Origin of the sequence: Ralstonia psammae, from assembly GCF_958405935.1 — a bacterium.
Lineage (GTDB): Bacteria > Pseudomonadota > Gammaproteobacteria > Burkholderiales > Burkholderiaceae > Ralstonia > Ralstonia psammae.
On sequence record NZ_CATZBU010000010.1, the window covers coordinates 157,071 to 175,698 of the forward strand.

Here is an 18,628-nt window from a genome sequence, read left to right on the forward strand (position 1 = left end):
GGGAACGAGGATGAGGCTGGGGAGGCCGCAGCGTCGCGCGCTAATGAGGGGCGACGAGGGGGGCGCCGCACGGCAGCACAAACGCTGCGCCGTCGTGCCCGGCCAACTCAAAGTACACGCTCCCAGGGGGCAGCAGATCGATGATGCGGAACGCGCCCCCCGCGTTGAAGACGATGGTGTGAGACACCAGCGACACCACCACCGACCCATCTGCATGGCGCGGGTTGGCTGGGTCGGACAGTGCCGGTAGCGTCCAGCCGCTCAGGCCAGCGCGCGCCATGGCTGCGAGGATGTCGGCATGGGCGTCTTCGGCACAGGCGGGCGCGGGCGCGATCTTGCTGAGTTCTTTGCGCAAGCGATGCAGGCGCTGCCGCGTTTCCGGCGTCCGCAAGGGTTTGGCTAGTGTGGGGGCGGGCTGACGTGCGGCGGAGGGTTTGGGTAGGTGCATCAGGCCGGGACCGGCCACCCGGGGTGCGCAGGCGGGTGACGGCGCAACGCGTGCCGGGAGCCCTGTGTGCTGCCCGCCGGGCGGGCTGTCATGCCGTGGCGGGATACCGTTCGCGCTGCTGATCTTCGACATCGGGAGTGGATTGCACTGAGTGGCGGCGAGGGGTGACGGTCATGCACGTGGTGTTGCGCATGACCGTCGGGCCCGGCGCGGCCGCTTGTAGCGACTTGCCGAGAGGGCGGCATCTTAGGCAACCGCCGCCGCCGCGTCACCCTGCAGGCGGGCGATACGGCTTTGCGTCTTCGCAATTGCGGACAGATCTTCGGTGGCGAAGCGCAAAGCGAACGGGGTCTTGGTTGAATCCTCAATTTTCCTCATTGATATACCAATGAATATGCTCTGATATATCTTGAGCTGAGGGTGCGGTCTGCCCAGGTGGCACCGCCACGCTGCCGTTGCGGTGCCGAACACCAAGACAGGAGTGAGACATCGATGAACATGCAAACCAAGGTCGGGTTGATCCTGGCCGCATCCTTGTTGGCCGCGGGTTCCGCTGGCTCTGCCGGGGCGCAGACATTGGCCACGGGCGATAGCCGTACCGTCACGCAGCCGACGTATCCGGGCATCTGCAAGACGATCAACGCGCGGTATTCAAGCACGCAGCGCGCGTCGCCGCCGTCGTCCTCTGCCGACGACACCAGCGTCATTCAACAGGCATTGACCGACTGCAAGGACACGGGCAAGAGCGTGGTACTGGCCGCGTCAGGCTCGAATGACGCGTTTTACACGGGCAGCCTGTCCATCAGCGGGGCGGGCCTCGTCATCAATTCCGGCGTGACGCTGTTCGGCAACGACAGTTACAGCAGCGCCGCCAACCTGCTGTCGTTTACGGGCACCAATGCATCGCTCATGGGCCCGGGCACGGTGGATGGCCGTGGCGACATCATCAGCGGCACGCCGCGCCTGGTGCAGGCGAGCAACATCACCAACTTCATTGTCTACAACGTGACGCTGGCGCAGGCCGCGCACCCGAACCTGTATGTGGAAGGCGGCAACGGCTTTACCGCCTGGGGCGTGTCCATCCGCACGCCGGCCACGCGCAAGAACGCAGACGGCATCGACATCGACAGCCTGACCAACGCCACCGTCACGCAATCCGATATCGAGGCCGGCGACGACGGCATTGCCGTCAAGACCAACTCGGGCGACATCTCCAACGTGACGGTGTCGAACACGCGGCTGCACGGCACGCATGGTCTGTCAGTGGGCAGCATCGACAAGAACACCGTGTCGAACATCCTGTTCACGAACAACTACGTGTACGGCAATGACCTGAGCGGTACACAGTCCACCAACAACAACGGCATCAACGTCAAGACGGGCCCATGCTCGCTCACGGTCAAGCAGGTGAGCTACGTCAACACCTGCATGACCGGTGTGAAGCATCTGATCGTGATGGACACCAACTACAACGCGTGCACCACGGGGGGCAGCCCGTCGCTGTCGAACATCGTGGTCAACGGTGCGTATTCCACGCAATCGGTGTCGGGCGCTTACAGCAAGATCGACGGGCGCAACGCGAGCTTCCCGGTCAACGCGTACCTGGCCAACGTCAGCCTGGATGCCACGGCGCAAAGCGGTGACCAGTACGCCAACGTCGGCCTCTACAAGTCGAACGTTGTGCCTTCGGGCACTGGCGTGACCACGTCGAGCTTCACGATGTCGGGCAGTGTGCCGAGCTGTTCGTTCTGATCGGAGGCACATACCTCGCCATGCAGCGGTGCCGTACGCCCTGCATGGCGCGGGCATCTCTGATGAGAACCCGACCTGAAACCTTGTGGAACGGGCAAGGCCCGTATCTGTGGGCCGCCGCGGCGGTTGCCGCGGTTGCGGGCTTGGCGATCGGTGTGCTCAGCGCACGGTTGCCTGAACCGGAAAACGCTGCTGCGGCTCAGCCGCGCACATCAAGCGCCGCCGTCATACCTGCCGCGTCCCACAGCGCGCCGGTCACAACGTGGCCCAGCGCGGGCAACGCTGCTGCGCTCACCATCACAGCGCAGCAGACGCTGGTCGTGGATACCGCGTTGCTCAACGTGTTCAACACCTTCCTGCTCAAGCCCGGCGATGACCGCGCCGAGCGGTTGAAGGCCTATCTCAAAAGCAGACTCCCGGCCACCGCTTGGGCGGAAGCCGTGCAGTTGGCCGAGCGCTATCAGACGTACATGCAGGCTCACGACGACCTGCTTGCCGCTCAGCATCTGAACCGCGACATGCAGGCGTCTACTGTTGATATCGAACGCATCGCCATCTGGCGCGAACAGCGCGACCGCGTGCGGCAACGCCTGTTGGGCGAGCGCGTCGTGCAGGCCTGGTATCAGAACGACGATGCGCAGTTGGACCAGGTCGTGCAGGAGTGGCGGCAACGCGTGGCGGATGCGCAGGGCGTGGCCTTGCAGGGTGAGCGGTACCCGGTGCCGCATTGGAGCAATCCTGCGGAGGAGGAGAAGCACCGGCAGTACATGGTGGGGGTGTTGCAAGGGGTGGTGACTCGTTATGCGATGCGGCGTGCCCAGTAGGCGCTCGCGTCAAAAATCGAGAGTGCGATTGCGCCGTCCACGCCCTCCGTCACATCCCCACCCACACTTCGCTCCACACCAAACCGTTTTCCGCGCAATCAACACCCATCCCCGCTACGATCCTCCGGTATCGCGTTGCGGCCCCGCGCCGCCAAACAGGAGGGCACTCCGTGCCGACCGCCGACACGCCCCCATCCAGCCTTGCCACCGATCTGGCCCTGCTCCTCACGCTGTCGACCCTGTGGGGCGCGTCTTATACCTTCATCCGGATCGGCGTGGAGACCATTCCGCCACTCACTTTCATTGCCGCCAGAACGTTGATTGCTGCGACGCTGCTGTGGCTGTGGATGCGTAGTCGCAACATCCGCATGCCGCGAGACAGGCGGGTCTGGATGCGCTTCGGTGCGCAGGCGCTGCTCAATAGCGTCGTGCCGTTCACGCTCATCGCGTGGGCCGAGCGCTCGGTTGGGGCGAGTCTGGCGACCATCTTGAATTCGACATCGCCCGTCATGGTGTTTGTGGCAACGACGCTCATCACGCGGCACGAGCCGGTGTCGCTGCGCAAACTGGTCGGCGTGATGGCGGGGTTTGCCGGCACGTGTCTTGTGATTGGCCCGAGCGCGCTCGATGGGTTGGGCGGTCAGCTTGTTCCGCAACTGGCCATCGTGGCGGCGACGGCGTGCTATGCAGGTGCCGCCCTCTACGGCCGCTCGTTCAAGGGGCTGCACCCTGCGGCGCCTGCTACCGGCTCGTTGCTGATGGGGGCCTTGGTGCTGACGCCAGCCAGTCTGCTCGTTGATCACCCTTGGGCTGTGCAGCCCTCTGCGCGTTCGTTGACGGCGTTGGTGGCGCTGGCGGCTTTCTCTACGGCGCTGGCGTTTGCCATCTACTTCCGGCTCATCCAGACGCTCGGCGCGATCGGTACGACCGCGCAGGCGTATTTGCGCGTGCCGATCGGGGTCGTGATCGGCGTGGTGTTTCTGGGGGAGTCGTTGCCGTCTTCGGCGTGGATCGGGTTGGGGTGTGTAGTGATGGGGGTGGCGGCGATGTCGATGCCGGTGCGGGCGGCTCAGGTGCGGCGGGTGTAACGGCGAGGCTCTTCAGTCAGCCCTCCCGATCCCTCATATTGCTCGGCGCCAGCCGCTTGAGTTCCGCTCGCGCCGCTGCCAACCGGGAATGCAGCACCGTGTTCTCGATCAACAACAGCAGCAGCACAAAGCTCGCCCCCATTAGCCCGAACAGGCGGCCGACATAGAAGCCGAGGTCATACCGCCCGCCGTTGAATACGGCGCTGAGCGCGACATCGCAGATCCAGACGCACAGCACCACCATCAGCCAGATATCCAGCGTCAGGTGTGGGCGGCTGCGCCAGAGCACGACCAGCGCGACCGCGCAAAAGCACCACGTGCCGCCAGCCACGATCCCCATGATGGGCGTGTAGCGGTTGGCGGCCATGATGGTGGGCAGCAGGTGTTCGCCGGCAGTGGCCAGCGCCACGCAGGCGGCGGACGCGCCCAGCACGGCAGCCACGGTGCCCAGCGCCGCTTGCCGTGTCAGCGTGTGGGCTGGGAAGCGGTCGGGCTCGCGCTCTTCGCGCCCCTTGAGCACGGCGTAAGCGATGACAAACAGCGGAAAGCCCGCGTGCCAGAACATGTAGATCCACGCGGTGCTCTGCGGCCCCGCGCCCAGCAGGCCGCCTGATGCGAACAGCCCCGGAAACGACAGCAGATGCCCCACCGCCGTGGCGGCCGTGAACAGGTAGCCGCTGGCGAGCGCCAGCATCGCGCGCGACCGCGTGATGGCGAACTGCCCGAAGAGCAGCACGGCGGTAATCAGGTCATTGAGGATGAGGGCCGATTCGTAAATCGGCACGAACGACGGAAGTTGTGCCAACTGCACCTTGGCGAACGGCAGGGCGGACAGCAGCACCACGAGCGACAGCAAGGCGACTGCCTGCGCCATCCAGTACGTCCGGCGTCCTGGCGAGAGGCTCAGCAATAAGCCTCGCTGCATGTCCAGCGTTTCCGACATCACGTTGGCCCCCTTGCGGTGACTGTGTCACTCGTTCGCTTGTGGTGTGACTTGCTGTGTGACTTGCCGTGCGACCGCGCCCCGCGTTTTCTCTGCCGGCGGCCGACGTCTTATAGACGGGTGATAGTCAGCGGCCTGCCGAATGTCAACGCGGCGAAGGGGTAGAACTTTCAGGTCTGGGGCTGCTGAATGCCAGCCGGCGGCGACCGGCAACGCCTGCGTGCAGCGCACGCCCGGCGGGGATAGACTGGTGCCGACCCAGGGCACCACCCTGCAAAGGAGTGCGCATGCAACCTCATCCCACCGCCGCCACGACCACCGCCACCACCGCTACCGCCACCGAGGCGCCCGTCCTGCGCGATGACCGCGACGGCGTCGTCACCCTGCGGCTGAATCGGCCCCTGCAGTTCAATGCGTTGTCTGAAGCCATGCTTGATGCGCTGCAGCGCGCGTTGGACGACATTGCGCGTGATGCGACGGTGCGCTGCGTGGTGCTGGGCGCCGAGGGCAAGGCCTTCTGCGCCGGACATGACCTGCGTGAAATGCGCGGCACGCCTGAGCTTGCGTATTACCAGGCGCTGTTTGCGCGGTGCAGTGTGGTGATGCAGGCAATACAGGCGCTGCCGGTGCCGGTCATCGCGCGCGTGCACGGCGTGGCAACGGCGGCGGGTTGTCAGTTGGTCGGGAGTTGCGATCTGGCCATCGCTTCAGACGCAGCGCGGTTTGCCGTGTCGGGCATCAACGTTGGCCTGTTCTGCTCGACGCCAGCGGTGGCGTTGTCGCGCAATGTGCTCGCAAAGCGCGCGTTCGACATGCTGGTGACGGGCCGCTTTATCGATGCGGCCACGGCGGCCGACTGGGGCCTCGTCAACGAAGCCGTGCCCGCTGAGCAACTGGATGACGCTGTGGCTCGCAAGGTGGCGGACATCGTCTCTAAGAGCCCCACCGCCATCCGCTACGGTAAGGCGATGTTCTATCGGCAACGGCAGATGCCGCTTGCCGATGCCTATGCTTACGCGGGCGATGTCATGGCCCGCAACATGATGGAAGAAGATGCCGGCGAGGGCATCGACGCCTTCCTGGAAAAACGCCCCGCCCGCTGGCGCCCGTAAGCGCCCGTAAGCGCAATCAGGGCGGGCTTTCTCGCGCTGGCCCATCACGCAGGCTGCTGCGGCTTGCGCTCTGCCAGCAGCTTCTGGATGGCGGCTTCCGTCTCTGCGTAGCGGCCTTCGCCAAAGTGCTGATAGACGATGCGGCCGTCGGCATCAATCAGGTACAGCGCCGGCCAGAACTGGTTGTGGAACGCGGACCACGTTGCATAGCTGTTGTCCTGCGCGACCGGGTAGCGCACGTCCAGCCGCTTGAGTGCGGCCTGTACGTTGGGGGTCGATTTTTCGAACGCGTATTCCGGCGTATGCACGCCCACCACGACCAGGCCCTGATCCTTGTACTTGTCGTACCACTGCTTCACGTGCGGCAGCGTGTTGAGGCAGTTGATGCAGGAGTACGTCCAGAAATCCACCAGCACGACCTTGCCGCGCAGGTCTTTCATGGACAGCGGCGGCGAGTTCAGCCACTGCGTGATGCCCGTGAACTCGGGCGCAGCCGCGCCCGTGGCGGCGGTCTGGCTGAAGGCGGGTGCGCCGGTCCCAACAAAGTAGACGGCGCCGATGGCGAGTGCCGCAAGGGCGGCGCGGAGGGTCGTGCGCATGATGTGCAATCCGTGAAAAGTTGAGGGCGAAGGCCCACCAGCCGCTGTCAGCGCGCGGCGGGCCGTGCGGTGCGTCAGACCAGGTTCAGCTCGACCTGGATGTTGCCGCGCGTGGCCTTTGAGTACGGGCAGATCTGGTGCGCGGCTTCCACCATGGCTTGCGCCACTTCGCGGTCCAGGCCGGGCAGGCTCACGTTCAGGCGTGCTTGCAGGAAGAAGGCGTTGTCGGTGGTGCCCAGGTCGACTTCGGTGTTCAAGGACAGATCGGCCGGCAGCTTGATCTTCATCTGGCTGGCCGCACGGCCCATTGCGCCGATAAAGCAGGCCGACCAGCCGGCGGCGAACAGTTGCTCGGGGTTCGTACCGCGGCCGCTGCTGCCCGGAGGCGACAGCTTCAGGCTCAGGCGGTCGTCATCGCTATGTGCCTGGCCATCGCGGCCGCCGGTGACGTTGACCTTGGCGGTGTACAGAACGTTTTCGATACGGGTCATGGTGATCTCCTTTTGATGCAGGGGAAAGAGGGGGGGATTTGCGTCCAGGCTGCAGCGGCTTGGTGTTCGCTTGCTGCCGGGGCCACGAGACGCATTAAAGAGGGCCGACGTATCCCCGAAGTAGCGTGGAAAGGGCCGTTCTGTCTGGGCATGTGTCGGGGGAGCGGCTGGATACAAACGCGTACAAAAAGGCCGCGCGCAGTGTGGGTGTCCGTAGCGGCATCAGCCGAAGGTGAAGGCATAGGCACGTGCGCCGGCATCGAGAAAACGGATCTCGAAGGTGTGCTCGCGCACCGTGCCGGCTTGCCGGACGAGCTGGTAGAGGCGCGTCTGCGTAATGGCACCGTTGCCGTGGGCATCGGTATCAGCGCCGTGGCTGTCGCCAGGGGCCTTGCCGTCGATCTTGACGGTGAAGCGCACCGCGCGGCCATCGGCGGCAGGCCCGAGCACGAGGTGCAGATCCCGCGCGTGGAAGCGGTAGACGATGCCGCCGTCGGCGCGGTCGAGCGTGGCGTGCTCCGCGTCGATGGTCCATTGGCCCGACAAGCCCCATGCGTTCAGGCCGAGCGTGCCGACGCTGTAGGCGTGTGACGTGCCGACCCGCGCACCGCCCGGTGATGCGAAGCCGGTGGCTTGCGCGTAACCCACGTACGTCTCCGGCGAGCTGATGTTGTCCAGGTCCGGCGCGGCTTGCGCCCCGGGCGCATCGGGCGCGACGATGCCGCCCGCCACCTGCGTGTTGCCGGCTTCGGCCAGCAAGGCCTGGATGACGCGTTCTGAGGTGGCGTAATCGCCCTCGCCAAACTGGTGGTGCCGGATGTTGCCCTGGGCGTCGGCAAAGTAGGCGGCCGGCCAGGAGCTGTTGTGGAAGGCGTTCCAGATGCGGTAGTTGCTGTCGATGGCCACCGGAAAGTTGACGCGCAAGCCGCTGACGGCGCGGGCGACATTGTCAGGAGCCTTTTCGAAGGCGAATTCCGGCGTGTGCACGCCCACTACCGTCAGGCCCTGGTCCTTGTACTTGTCGGCCCATGCGCGCAGGTAGGGCAGTGTGCGGAGGCAGTTGATGCACGAGTACGTCCAGAAATAGACCAGCGTGACCTTGCCGCGCAGGTGGTCGGCCGTGAGCGGCGCGGAGTTGAGCCACTGCACCGCGCCGTCGAACGAGGCCAGGCGGCCTTCCACGGGCAAGCCGCTGGGCTTGGCCAGGGGTGCGGCGTTGGCTTCGGAGACCACGTTGAGGCTGGCCTGCGGCGCAGGGCGGTTCACGCCCAGCCCGCTGACCAGGGCTTGCTCAAGCTGCGTGGTGCCGCCGGACGACAGGCGCGCCAGCAGGCCGGTATCTGCCCCGAGCCCGATGAGGGCCACGCCGCCCAGCACGCTCGCGCCCATGACGCGACGCGCCCATTCGCCCAGGCCCATGGAGCGCTTCATGGCGGTGAACACCCGGCCGCCCAGCCCCAGCGCTGCCGCCAGCGATGTGGCCGCGCCCGCCGCGTAGGCTGCCAGCGCCAGCGCGCTGGACACGCTCGCCCCGTTGAGCGCCACGCCGGTCAGCACCAAACCGAGAATCGGGCCTGCGCACGGCGCCCACAGCATCCCCGTGGCCACACCCAGCAACAGCGAGCCCGCCACCGAAGGGTCTACCGACCCACCGCCCGTAGCCGCTTTCCCCGCCAGCCGGTTGCCCAGCGCCACCGCCGGCCGCGCCATCTGATCGGCCAGCCTGGGCCACAGCAACGACAGCCCGAACACCCCGAGCAGCGCGAGCGCTGCAAGGCGGCCGACTTCATTGGCGCGCACCGCCCATGCGCCGCCGGCTGAGAGCAACGTGGCGAAGCCGGCAAAGGTGAGGGCCATGCCGGCGAGCATCGGCAGCTTGCCGCGCAAAAAGGGCTGCCCGGTACGGCTCAGCACAAACGGCAGAACGGGCAGGATGCACGGACTCAGGATGGTCAGCGCGCCGCCCAGGTAGGCGAGTATCAGCAGGCTCATGATCGACATGCCTCCGCAAGGGGTGGGGATGCCTCCATCAGACGCCGCGCGCGTAGCTGGCATGTATCGCCGTGGGGGCGACTTTGTATCGGACTGTACAAACGCGCCGGCCAGATGCATTCCGATACAACACGGGTTCGCTGCGTCACACGCAGAGGCGCAAAATGGCGCCTTCCTTCCACCTTCCATCGTGCCGAGGTAACCCCAATGGACGCCCACGTCGACCACATCCTGATCGTCGATGATGACCGCGAGATTCGCGAACTCGTTTCGACCTATCTCACCAAGAACGGGCTGCGTGTGACCGCTTCGCCCGATGGGCGTCACATGCGTGCGTTTCTGGAGGCCAATACCGTCGACCTGATCGTGCTCGACCTGATGCTTCCCGGCGACGACGGCCTGGTGCTGTGCCGCGAGCTGCGCGCCGGCAAACACAAGGCCACGCCTGTGCTGATGCTCACCGCACGCGACGACGAAACCGACCGCATCATCGGCCTGGAAATGGGCGCGGACGATTACGTCGCCAAGCCATTTGCCGCGCGCGAGTTGCTCGCCCGCATCAAGGCCGTGCTGCGCCGCACGCGCATGCTGCCGCCCAACCTGCAGATTTCCGAAGCGGGCCAGATGCTGGCATTCGGCGAATGGCGGCTCGATACCACCGCGCGTCACCTGATCGATGCCGAGGGCACCATCGTCGCCCTGAGCGGCGCGGAATACCGGCTGCTGCGCGTGTTTGTCGACCACCCGATGCGCGTGTTCAACCGCGATCAACTGCTCAACCTCACACAGGGCCGCGAGGCCGAGATGTTCGAGCGATCCGTCGACCTGCTGGTCAGCCGCCTGCGCCAGCGCCTGAATGACGATGCACGCGACCCGGCGTACATCAAGACCGTGCGCAGCGAGGGCTACGTTTTTGCCAAGCCGGTGGAGATCAAGGAGGCGCGCCAATGAGCACAGGCGCCTGGGCATGGCCCCGCACGCTGGGCTCGCGCCTGTTCGTGATCCTGCTGGCCGGGTTGGTGGTGGCGTATGCGCTGTCGTTTGCCGTGCTGTTTTCCGAGCGCTACATGAGCGCGCGCGAGGTCATGCTGGGCACACTCGAAACCGATGTGTCCACGGCCATCGCCATCCTCGATCGCCTGCCTGCGGATGAGCGCCCGCAGTGGCTGCCGCGCCTGAACCGCGGCAACTATCAGTACATCCTGGGGGCAGGGTCGCCGGGCGTCCCCGAGATGACCCAGCGTGGCAAGGACATCGCCGCGCGCATCAGCGAGGCCAGCGGCGGCCGCTTTCCCGTGACGGTCGAGTCGATTCCCGGTGACGGCAAGCAACTGCAGGCGCACCTCACGCTGAGCGACGGCAGCACGCTCACCATTGACGTGCACCCGCGCATGACGCCCATCGCGCAGTGGTTGCCGTATGTGCTGGTGGTGCAATTGCTGTTGCTGATCGTGTGCTGCTGGTTTGCAGTGCGATTGTCGATCCGCCCGCTGGTGGCGTTGGCCGATGCCGCCGATGCACTCAACCCCAACGCGCAGACGCCGCCGCTGGACGAGACCGGCCCGACCGAGCTGGCGCGCGCCGCACGCGCCTTCAACGCCATGCGCCAGCGCATTGCCCGCTTTGTCGAAGAGCGCGTGCAGATTCTGGCCGCCATCTCGCATGACTTGCAGACGCCCATCACGCGCATGAAGCTGCGCGCCGAAATGGCGGAAGACTCCGAAGAAAAGCGCAAGCTGGTGAGCGATTTGGCCGAGATTGAAACGCTCGTGCGCGAGGGCCTGGCCTACGCGCGTAGCGCGCATGGCGATGGCGAGACGCCGTCGCGCATCGATGTCGGCTCGTTTGTCGAAAGCCTGGTGTACGACTACCAGGACACCGGCAAGCCCGTGACGCTGGAGCAGCACGCCACCGGCGCCATCGTCACGCGCCCGCACGCGTTGCGTCGCGTGCTGACCAACCTGACCGACAACGCCATCAAGTTTGGCGGCGCGGCGGAAGTGGGCGTGCGCCGCGACGGCGATGCCGTGGTGATCGAGGTGCGCGACCGTGGGCCGGGTATTCCGGAAGACAAGCTCGATGCGGTATTGCAGCCGTTTGTCCGGTTGGAGAATTCGCGCAGCCGCGAGACGGGCGGCACCGGGCTGGGGCTGGCGATTGCGCAGCAACTGGCTGTGGCCGCAGGCGGTGGGCTCACCTTGCGCAACCGCGAGGGCGGTGGTCTGGTGGCAGAGGTGAGGCTCGGTCAGGCGGCCCTGCCAAGTGGGTAGTTGCAAAACGGCGCCGTTGCGTGATCGCAGTCGGGGTTTTATATTGCAACCACATGGAATGCGAGGGCGCGCACGGTATGCGCGATACAGATGGTCAAACGTACGAGCCACGCGGATTCTCTTTGCGGCGTCGCCAGACCGCTGGACGCCATTGGCGACGGGTGGTCGTTGCTGATCGTGCGCGATGCGTTCGACGGCCTGCGCCGATTTGGTGAGTTTCAGCGCAGTCTCGGGCTGTCGAAGAACATCCTGGCGGTGCGGTTGCGCAACCTCGTTGCGCACGACATTCTCGAGACGGTGCCGGCGTCCGACGGCAGTGCGTACCAGGACTACGTGCTGACCGAGAAAGGGCGCGCGCTGTTCCCGTTGCTGGTGGCGTTGCGGCAGTGGGGCGATGCGTTCTGCTTTGCGCCGGATGAGGCGCACGTTGTGCTCGTCGACAAGGCAACGGGCAAGCCGGTGCAGCGGCTTGAACTCCGCGCCCAGGACGGGCGCGCGCTGGCGCCGGAGGATACGATGGTCGTCTACCCGGCCGTCACGGAGACACCGCGCCGGCGCGCGAAAGCCGGCTGAACGCGTTTTGCGTTCCAACCGCGTGCGTGCTCAGACGCGAGCCGCCGTCTCGTCCTGGTGCGTTTGGGGGCGAAGAGCACCGCACTGCGCCGGCAATGTCTTCTACCAGGCGCCGCGGCCATTCGATCAGGGATGTGCAGTGGCCGTTGCGCGCCACGCGCGTCACTGATGCGGCGCGCTCCCCTGGGCTTGCACGTGCACGAGGCTGGTTTGCGGCGCCAGCAGGCCCAGCGGCTCGTCAGTCAGATCGCGGGCAAGCGAATAGGCTGTGATCACAGCTAGCGTGACCCCCACGATGGCCAGCATTTCCCGAGTGTCCATACGCGTGTCCTCCTTGGTTCCTCGCGTCCGTTGTTTTGGCGCCGTCTTGTTGGTGTCGGGCGGCGTCGAGGTCCGGTCGCAAAGTTCGGGCCCAAGGAAAGCGAATGGCGGAGCGGCGCGGGTTCAGGCGGCGTTATCGTGCGCGTAGTGAAGACGGCGGCACGCCCAGCAGGCGCTGAAAGCTGCGGCGCATGCGTTCGGTATCGCCAAAACCGCACTCGGTGGCCACGCGCTGCATGGAAACCGCACCGCTTTCCAGCGCCGCGCGTGCCGCCTCCACACGCAGTTTTTCCACGGCCTTAGCGGGCGTGAGTCCCGTTTCGACCTGGAACGCGCGTGCGAAATGGCGCGGGCTCATGCAGGCGTGCTCGGCCAGGTCGCCCACGCGGTGCGGTGCGCTCAGGTGGCGGCGCACGTGGTCGAGCAGCGGCTTGAAGCGGCCGCGTGCCGAATCCATCTCATTCAGCGCTGAAAACTGCGACTGCCCACCGGGCCGCCGGTAGTACACGACAAGCTGCCGCGCCACCGCACGTGCCAGGCGCTCGCCCAGGTCTTCGGCAATGAGGGCAAGCGCCAAGTCGATGCCGGCGCTGATGCCGGCGCTCGTCCAGATCGGGCCGTCGTTCACGTAGATGTGGTCGGGTTCGAGCTGCACCTGCGGGAACGCGCGCGCGAACTGCTCGCTGCGGCTCCAGTGGGTGGTGGCACGCCGGCCGTTCAACAAGCCCGTGGCAGCCAATAGCAGGCTACCCGAACACACGCTTGCCACACGCGCGCCGCGTGCCGCGCAGCGCAGCACAAAGCGGCGCGTGCGCGCATCGGCCATGGCGGCATCCACGCCGTCGCCGCCGGCAATGAGCAGCGTGTCGACCTGGTTGGCCGGGGGCAGGGCGTCGGCATCCCAGCGCGCACCGGAAGAGCTGCGCACGAGGCCGGCCTGGGCCGCAACCGTGCGCAGCCCGTAGTGATCGTCCCGATACCGGCTGGCCACCTCAAACGCTGCCACCGGCCCGGCAGCGTCGAGCAGTTGGAAGTCCGGAAAGATCAGCACAGCGATGCGGTGGGCCATGGCAGAAAAAGTGGGAGACTGGTCATTGCTGCCAACACGATAGAGCGCGATCCTGTGAAGCGTCAACCCACCACCGCATCACGCTCAGGAGAGCCGAACCATGACGACTTCACCGTTCATCGTTGTCTTTGCGTTGTACAACCGCGTCACCCAACTGGATTTCACCGGCCCGTACGAAGTGTTCTGGCGGCTGCCCGGCGCGCAATGTGTGGTGGCGTCCACAGGCGGTGGGGAGATTCATGCCGATGGCGGTCTCACCATCTCGAACGTGCAGCGATTGGCCGATATTCCGCATGCCGACCTGATCTGCGTGCCCGGCGGCTTTGGCGTGATCGAAGCCATGGAAGATGCCGCGTTCGTACGCGAAGTGCGGCGTCTGGCCGACGGCGCGCGCTATGTCACCTCGGTCTGCAGCGGCTCCCTGGTGCTGGGCGCGGCAGGGTTGCTGCGCGGCAAGCGTGCGGCCTGCCACTGGGCGTGGCGCAACCTGCTGCCCGCGTTTGGCGCCACGGTGGACGAAGCCCGCGTGGTGCGTGACGGCAACCTCATCAGTGGCGGCGGCGTGACGGCCGGCATCGACATGGCGCTCACCGTCATGGCCGACATTGCTGGTGCCGAACATGCGCAGGCTGTGCAGCTCGGTATTGAGTACGCTCCGGCGCCGCCGTTCGATTGCGGCCGCCCCGAGCGCGCATCGCCGGAGATTCTCAAGGCGGTGACGTCGCGGCTGGATCATTTGCGCGCGGATCGCCATGACGCTGTGCAACGGGCGGCGCAGCGACTCTGAGCGCAGGCGCCGGCACGAGCCGGATTGCGGCGACAATGGCGTCTTTCGACGTCTTTACGCCCCAAGCCGGCACCGCATCCTGCATGAATACACCGTCTTCCCAGCCCAACGCCCGTGGCCCGATCGGCATCGTTGCTGCCCTGCATGAAGAGATCAACGAACTGCTGACGTGGCTGTCCGACGCGCAGTGCGTCCACATCGGCAGCCGTGATTTCTGGTCGGGCCATCTGGATGGTCGTGCGGTGGTGGTGGTGCTGTCGCGCGTTGGCAAGGTGGCGGCGGCGTCCACCACCGCGGTGCTGATCACGCAGTTCAACGTACGCGCGGTGGTGTTTGCCGGCGTGGCCGGTGCACTGGCACCGGGCGTGGCAGTGGGTGATGTCGTGGTGTCGGAAGAACTGCTGCAACACGATGTTGACGCGTCGCCGCTGTTTCCGCGCTGGGAGATTCCGCTGACCGGCATGGCGCGTTTTCCTGCCGACACGTCGCTCGCCAGCGGGCTGCTGGAAAGCGCCGGCGCCGTGCTGGCGGACCCGCATGCACTGCTGGGTCCGGATGTCATGCGGGCGTTCGGGATTGCCGCGCCGCAGGTGCATCGTGGCCTCATCGTCAGCGGGGACCGCTTTGTCTGCACCTCGGCAGAAAGCGCGGTGCTGCGTACGGCATTGCCAGATGCCCTGGCCGTCGAGATGGAAGGCGCCGCCGTGGCGCAGGTGTGCTACGAGTGGGGCGTGCCGTTTGCCGCCATCCGTACGATTTCAGATCGGGCCGATGACGCCGCCAGCGTGGACTTCGCGCAGTTCATCGCCCAGGTGGATTCACGCTACAGCGTGGCCATCCTGCGCACATGGTTGTCGACGGCCAGCAGCGCCTGAACGGCTTACTGGCCCTGCGCAGCCAGATATTTGTCGAGCGCGTTGGCGCGCTCACTCAGGCGAAAGACTTGGTTCTCCAGGCGCTGCAGATCGGTATGCGTGTCCTTGCCGTAGAGGGTCAGTAGACGGCCTGTGCGTGTAACCGCCAAACCAAACGGATCGACCCACTGTACCGGATGGGGCGCGTATTGATAGGCTTTTACACTGACGCGCTTGTCCCTCGTATACGCTGCAATCCCTGTTCCAGCAAGGGTTCCGGCCTTCCACCCGCTTTACATCAGCAATTTTTCCCTAGACGTGATTCTCAGGTGGTGCGCCTGGAGTGCAAGCGTGGCTCCTTGTCTAATTCGATGTTCTGGAAACCTGAACGTCAATAGCGATTACGGTTAATAACGGCTCATCGGTCCACGCTGAGATAAAGCTGAACTCTCTAAACCCATCGGCTGGCTCCTCCGCTGTCTCACATGTGGAAATAAGGTAAGCCCCCCCTTGCTCTCGGCCAAATGCGACAAATCTTGTCCTTCTGAGGCAATGGCCTTCATACCAAGAACGGTACCGAAGATGATCTCAAATATTCCGCTATCGGCCCGTATAAGTACTGCTAGACGTCCCTCTCGATAAGAGAAGGACTCGATCTGCGCATCCGCGACAAAAATCTCAATGCTTTTCATTTCTCAACTTCCCGGAAAATTTTCGCCTGGGGTGAATCTCGTGCCGCTGCCCCGTGTGTAGAAATATCAAGGGTCGTAATCCGGCGGCCTTTCGCTCCATCATCCATCAACCAGCTTCACTTTCTCTTGATTTATAACGATTACATCAACATGGTTTTCATACGAGAAGTTCGCTATAGAATCTTGAAGGTGTACGTGCTCGACGTCATTAATATCCATCTCATGAGCAGCATTGATCATAAATACACCAAGAGCCCTGATAACTTCTGCGTTCGCAAGTATCGAGATCTCGTCTAGCTTTAGCGGCTTATCACTACCCTCAAGTGTTCCCCAAATTTTCAAGTCACCAAAATCAGTCATAGCTTGAACCCCTTGTCGCGCAAATAGTCCTTCTCCGCTCGCGTAAGTCCTGAGACATCCCCGCGTGATCCGTGACTCTGAGTGCCGTCCTTGTTCACTACAACCTCCTGCTTTCTGGACTTACATTGACAATGAGCATGGACTTGTTGGTTGGTGTTTTCAACGTGCGGCGGGTCAATTCTAATCCGGCTATTGCCAACAGTAGCCCACTGCCCAGACCGGGCTAGACCGAGCGGGTCGATCCACTCGACTGGATTAGGCGCGTATTGGTAGCCGTTAATCCCACCCGCCAACCCCTATCAAAGGGTGTGGGCTGAATCTCGTGCTGCCACAGCGGATCCTCATCGATGTCGTAGTCAGCCTCGGCATAGGCGGGCCGCTTGTGCAGGGGCAGCATCCCATGGGTCACGCCCTGGGCGATGGGGACGAAGCTGTTGGGTTCGTACAGATAGTGCGTGGTGCGGGTGCTGCCCGGTGACGGGTGGTAGGCGCCCTGGCGCATGACGTCAGCGTCGCGCCGGGCTTCCCAGGCCAGGGTGTCGCCATCCCAGCCGTAGAGCGTGAAGCCACACCCCAGCTCTTTGTTGACCCGTGCGCGTTCGTTGTGGATATAGACGCTGCCAGCGCCGAGGGGCTCGTAGTAGACCGCCTGTGCATGTTTGGTGATGCGCCGGCCGAGGGCATCGTATTGGTATGCCCCGCTCAAGCGGTGGTCGATTTAGTAGGTGTTCTGAATACCAGCCTTCCTGGCCGCATCTGTAATGACCTCCTGCGCCGCTCCCCACGCCTTGTACTGCGCACTCCACGCAATCTCACCGGTTTGGTCAGTAAGCTCCTGCGGCGTGCCGAGGTGATCGCACTGGTACCAGGCCAGACTATCAAACGGTGTGGGCTGAATCTCGTACTGCCACAGCGGATCCTCATCGATGTCGTAGTCAGCCTCGGCATAGGCGGGCTGCTTGTGCAGGGGCAGCATCCCATGGGTCACGCCCTGGGCGATGGGGACGAAGCTGTTGGGTTCGTACAGATAGTGCGTGGTGCGGGTGCTGCCCGGTGACGGGTGGTAGGCGCCTTGGCGCATGACGTCAGCGTCGCGCCGGGCTTCCCAGGCCAGGGTGTCGCCATCCCAGCCGTAGAGCGTGAAGCCACACCCCAGCTCTTTGTTGACCCGAGCGCGTTCGTTGTGGATATAGACGCTGCCAGCGCCGAGGGGCTCGAAGTAGACCGCCTGTGCGTGTTTGGTGATGCGCCGGCCGAGGGCATCGTATTGGTATTTCACGCTGAGGCGGTCGTCGCTGTAGCGGGTCAGGCGGTTGAAGAGATCCCAACTGAATTGGGCGGTCTGGCCGTTGACGGTGCGCTTGAGGAGGTTGCCGCGTGCGCTCCACTCGTAGTGCGTGCCGGCGTATTGCTTGAGCAGGTTGTCGACCAGGGCGGCTCGGCCTTGCAGGCGGCTGCTGGTTTCGGGTCTTCCTGTCGCGGGGTCTGCCGCAAAGGTACGCAGCGTGGGGTCGTCGAGCAGGTTGCCAGCGGGGTCGAAGTCGAACGTCTCTTGCCCGAGCGCGCTGTTGGCTTCGAGCAGCTTGCCGACCGGGTCATAGCGGTAGGTGAGGTTGCCGCGACGCGTGTCGTTGATGCCGGTGAGTTGCCCCATCGTGTCGTAGCTGTATTGACGGCGGTTGACGTAGGCGGTGGTGCGGTCCAGATGCGAGAGCGTTTGCTCCAGCAGTCTTCCAACGGTGTCGTACTTCTGAGTTTGGGTGAGGCGGTTGCCTTGGGTGCGTTGGGTTTCGCGGTGCAGGTCGTCGCGCTCGAAGCTGGCGAGTTCCTGACCGTCGAGCTGGATGCCGTGCACGTGGCCGCTGCCATAGGTGAGCAGGTCGATGCGGTGGCCATCGGGGCGGATGGTGGAGACGCGCTGGTTGAGTTCATCGTACGCATGGCGCCAGACCGCCACGCGCGGGCTGTCCAGTCCGCTGTAATGCTGGTGTTCTCGGATGACGTTGCCTGCGGCGTCATGGAACCATTGCAAGCGGCTGTGGGCGTTCTCAGCAAGGACGAGGCGGCCGTTGCCGTCGTAGGCGAAGGTTTCTGTTTGCTTGGCTTCGTATTTGTTGGTCTTGGGGTCGAGGATGCCAGCGCCGCGCTGGGTCAGTCTTCCCAGAGCGTCGAACGTGTAGCCGGTGGCGAGGGTTTCGGCGTCGACGGTGGTTTTGAGGACACCACTGGCAGCGTCGTAGTAGTACTGCGTCGCGTTGCCGTCGAAGCCGGTTTGTTTGAGCAGCCTGCCGACGGGGTCGTATTGGAAGCGAATCTGGCGGGCGTTCTCGTTGGTGAGGCCCGTTAAGCGGCCGAGCTTGTTCCACTGGTATTCGATGACGCCGTTGGCGGCATCGGTGCGTCGGCGAATGAGCCCGGCTTCGGAGTAGGTCCAGACGGTACGGTGTTGCAGC

At 64.7% G+C, this 18,628-nt stretch carries 21 protein-coding genes; 9 read left to right on the top strand and 12 right to left on the bottom strand.

Going from position 1 to position 18,628, the window contains the following annotated elements; translation table 11 throughout:
• Positions 1-40: 40 nt before the first annotated feature.
• Positions 41-391, bottom strand: a complete 351-nt coding sequence (locus R2N16_RS18845; protein ID WP_316667431.1) for a hypothetical protein — start codon at positions 389-391, stop codon at positions 41-43.
• Positions 392-940: 549 nt separating this feature from the next.
• On the opposite strand from R2N16_RS18845, the gene R2N16_RS18850 reads away from it, so the two are divergent.
• From R2N16_RS18850 to R2N16_RS18860, 3 genes are all read left to right on the top strand, one after another.
• Positions 941-2,200, top strand: coding sequence for a glycosyl hydrolase family 28 protein (locus tag R2N16_RS18850; RefSeq protein WP_316667433.1), 1,260 nt, complete (start codon positions 941-943; stop codon positions 2,198-2,200).
• Between the two features lie 62 nt (positions 2,201-2,262).
• Positions 2,263-3,024, top strand: coding sequence for a hypothetical protein (locus R2N16_RS18855; protein WP_316667435.1), 762 nt, complete (start codon positions 2,263-2,265; stop codon positions 3,022-3,024).
• A gap of 170 nt (positions 3,025-3,194) precedes the next feature.
• Positions 3,195-4,112 (top strand): DMT family transporter, encoded by a 918-nt coding sequence (locus R2N16_RS18860; RefSeq protein WP_316667437.1) that lies wholly within the window; start codon positions 3,195-3,197, stop codon positions 4,110-4,112.
• A 16-nt stretch (positions 4,113-4,128) separates the two neighbouring features.
• Here R2N16_RS18860 and R2N16_RS18865 read toward each other — a convergent pair whose 3' ends face one another.
• Complete coding sequence (locus tag R2N16_RS18865) at positions 4,129-5,037, bottom strand: MASE4 domain-containing protein (protein WP_316667439.1); 909 nt, start codon at positions 5,035-5,037, stop codon at positions 4,129-4,131.
• Between the two features lie 305 nt (positions 5,038-5,342).
• Here R2N16_RS18865 and R2N16_RS18870 point away from each other — a divergent pair, with 305 nt between their 5' ends.
• Positions 5,343-6,167 carry an enoyl-CoA hydratase gene (locus R2N16_RS18870; protein WP_316667441.1) on the top strand — a complete coding sequence of 275 codons (825 nt, stop codon included), beginning with the start codon at positions 5,343-5,345 and terminating at the stop codon, positions 6,165-6,167.
• Between the two features lie 44 nt (positions 6,168-6,211).
• Here R2N16_RS18870 and R2N16_RS18875 read toward each other — a convergent pair whose 3' ends face one another.
• The 3 genes from R2N16_RS18875 to R2N16_RS18885 form a co-directional block, all read right to left on the bottom strand.
• Entirely contained in the window at positions 6,212-6,766 is a 555-nt protein-coding gene (locus R2N16_RS18875; RefSeq protein WP_316667443.1) for a thioredoxin family protein, read from the bottom strand.
• A gap of 74 nt (positions 6,767-6,840) precedes the next feature.
• Complete coding sequence (locus R2N16_RS18880; protein WP_316667445.1) at positions 6,841-7,257, bottom strand: organic hydroperoxide resistance protein; 417 nt, start codon at positions 7,255-7,257, stop codon at positions 6,841-6,843.
• Between the two features lie 222 nt (positions 7,258-7,479).
• The gene (locus R2N16_RS18885) at positions 7,480-9,249 is read right to left on the bottom strand and encodes a cytochrome c biogenesis protein DipZ (RefSeq protein ID WP_316667447.1); all 1,770 of its coding nucleotides are present in this window, start codon (positions 9,247-9,249) and stop codon (positions 7,480-7,482) included.
• 207 nt (positions 9,250-9,456) lie between these two features.
• Between R2N16_RS18885 and R2N16_RS18890 the strand changes: the two genes are divergently transcribed.
• From R2N16_RS18890 to R2N16_RS18900, 3 genes are all read left to right on the top strand, one after another.
• Positions 9,457-10,200: a response regulator gene (locus tag R2N16_RS18890; protein ID WP_316667449.1), complete on the top strand. Its 744-nt coding sequence runs from the start codon at positions 9,457-9,459 to the stop codon at positions 10,198-10,200.
• The gene (locus R2N16_RS18895) at positions 10,197-11,519 is read left to right on the top strand and encodes a sensor histidine kinase (protein WP_316667451.1); all 1,323 of its coding nucleotides are present in this window, start codon (positions 10,197-10,199) and stop codon (positions 11,517-11,519) included. Before R2N16_RS18890 ends, R2N16_RS18895 begins: the two co-directional genes overlap by 4 nt.
• A 90-nt stretch (positions 11,520-11,609) precedes the next feature.
• Entirely contained in the window at positions 11,610-12,092 is a 483-nt protein-coding gene (locus R2N16_RS18900; protein WP_316667453.1) for a winged helix-turn-helix transcriptional regulator, read from the top strand.
• A 162-nt stretch (positions 12,093-12,254) separates the two neighbouring features.
• On the opposite strand, the gene R2N16_RS18905 is transcribed toward R2N16_RS18900, so the two are convergent.
• Entirely contained in the window at positions 12,255-12,413 is a 159-nt protein-coding gene (locus tag R2N16_RS18905; protein WP_316667455.1) for a hypothetical protein, read from the bottom strand.
• Positions 12,414-12,546: 133 nt separating this feature from the next.
• Positions 12,547-13,482 (bottom strand): GlxA family transcriptional regulator, encoded by a 936-nt coding sequence (locus tag R2N16_RS18910; protein WP_316667457.1) that lies wholly within the window; start codon positions 13,480-13,482, stop codon positions 12,547-12,549.
• Between the two features lie 100 nt (positions 13,483-13,582).
• Between R2N16_RS18910 and R2N16_RS18915 the strand changes: the two genes are divergently transcribed.
• Together R2N16_RS18915 and R2N16_RS18920 are read left to right on the top strand one after the other, a co-directional pair.
• Positions 13,583-14,269: a DJ-1/PfpI family protein gene (locus tag R2N16_RS18915; protein ID WP_316667459.1), complete on the top strand. Its 687-nt coding sequence runs from the start codon at positions 13,583-13,585 to the stop codon at positions 14,267-14,269.
• A gap of 83 nt (positions 14,270-14,352) precedes the next feature.
• Complete coding sequence (locus R2N16_RS18920; RefSeq protein WP_316667461.1) at positions 14,353-15,144, top strand: 5'-methylthioadenosine/adenosylhomocysteine nucleosidase; 792 nt, start codon at positions 14,353-14,355, stop codon at positions 15,142-15,144.
• 5 nt (positions 15,145-15,149) lie between these two features.
• Here R2N16_RS18920 and R2N16_RS18925 read toward each other — a convergent pair whose 3' ends face one another.
• From R2N16_RS18925 to R2N16_RS18945, 5 genes are all read right to left on the bottom strand, one after another.
• Positions 15,150-15,293, bottom strand: coding sequence for a hypothetical protein (locus R2N16_RS18925; protein ID WP_316667463.1), 144 nt, complete (start codon positions 15,291-15,293; stop codon positions 15,150-15,152).
• Positions 15,294-15,530: 237 nt separating this feature from the next.
• The gene (locus R2N16_RS18930) at positions 15,531-15,815 is read right to left on the bottom strand and encodes a hypothetical protein (protein WP_316667464.1); all 285 of its coding nucleotides are present in this window, start codon (positions 15,813-15,815) and stop codon (positions 15,531-15,533) included.
• A gap of 99 nt (positions 15,816-15,914) precedes the next feature.
• Complete coding sequence (locus R2N16_RS18935) at positions 15,915-16,175, bottom strand: Imm32 family immunity protein (RefSeq protein WP_316667466.1); 261 nt, start codon at positions 16,173-16,175, stop codon at positions 15,915-15,917.
• Positions 16,176-16,398: 223 nt separating this feature from the next.
• Positions 16,399-16,881, bottom strand: coding sequence for a hypothetical protein (locus tag R2N16_RS18940; RefSeq protein WP_316667468.1), 483 nt, complete (start codon positions 16,879-16,881; stop codon positions 16,399-16,401).
• 12 nt (positions 16,882-16,893) lie between these two features.
• Positions 16,894-18,628: RHS domain-containing protein (locus R2N16_RS18945; protein WP_316667470.1), on the bottom strand; the 1,735-nt coding region annotated here is incomplete at its 5' end.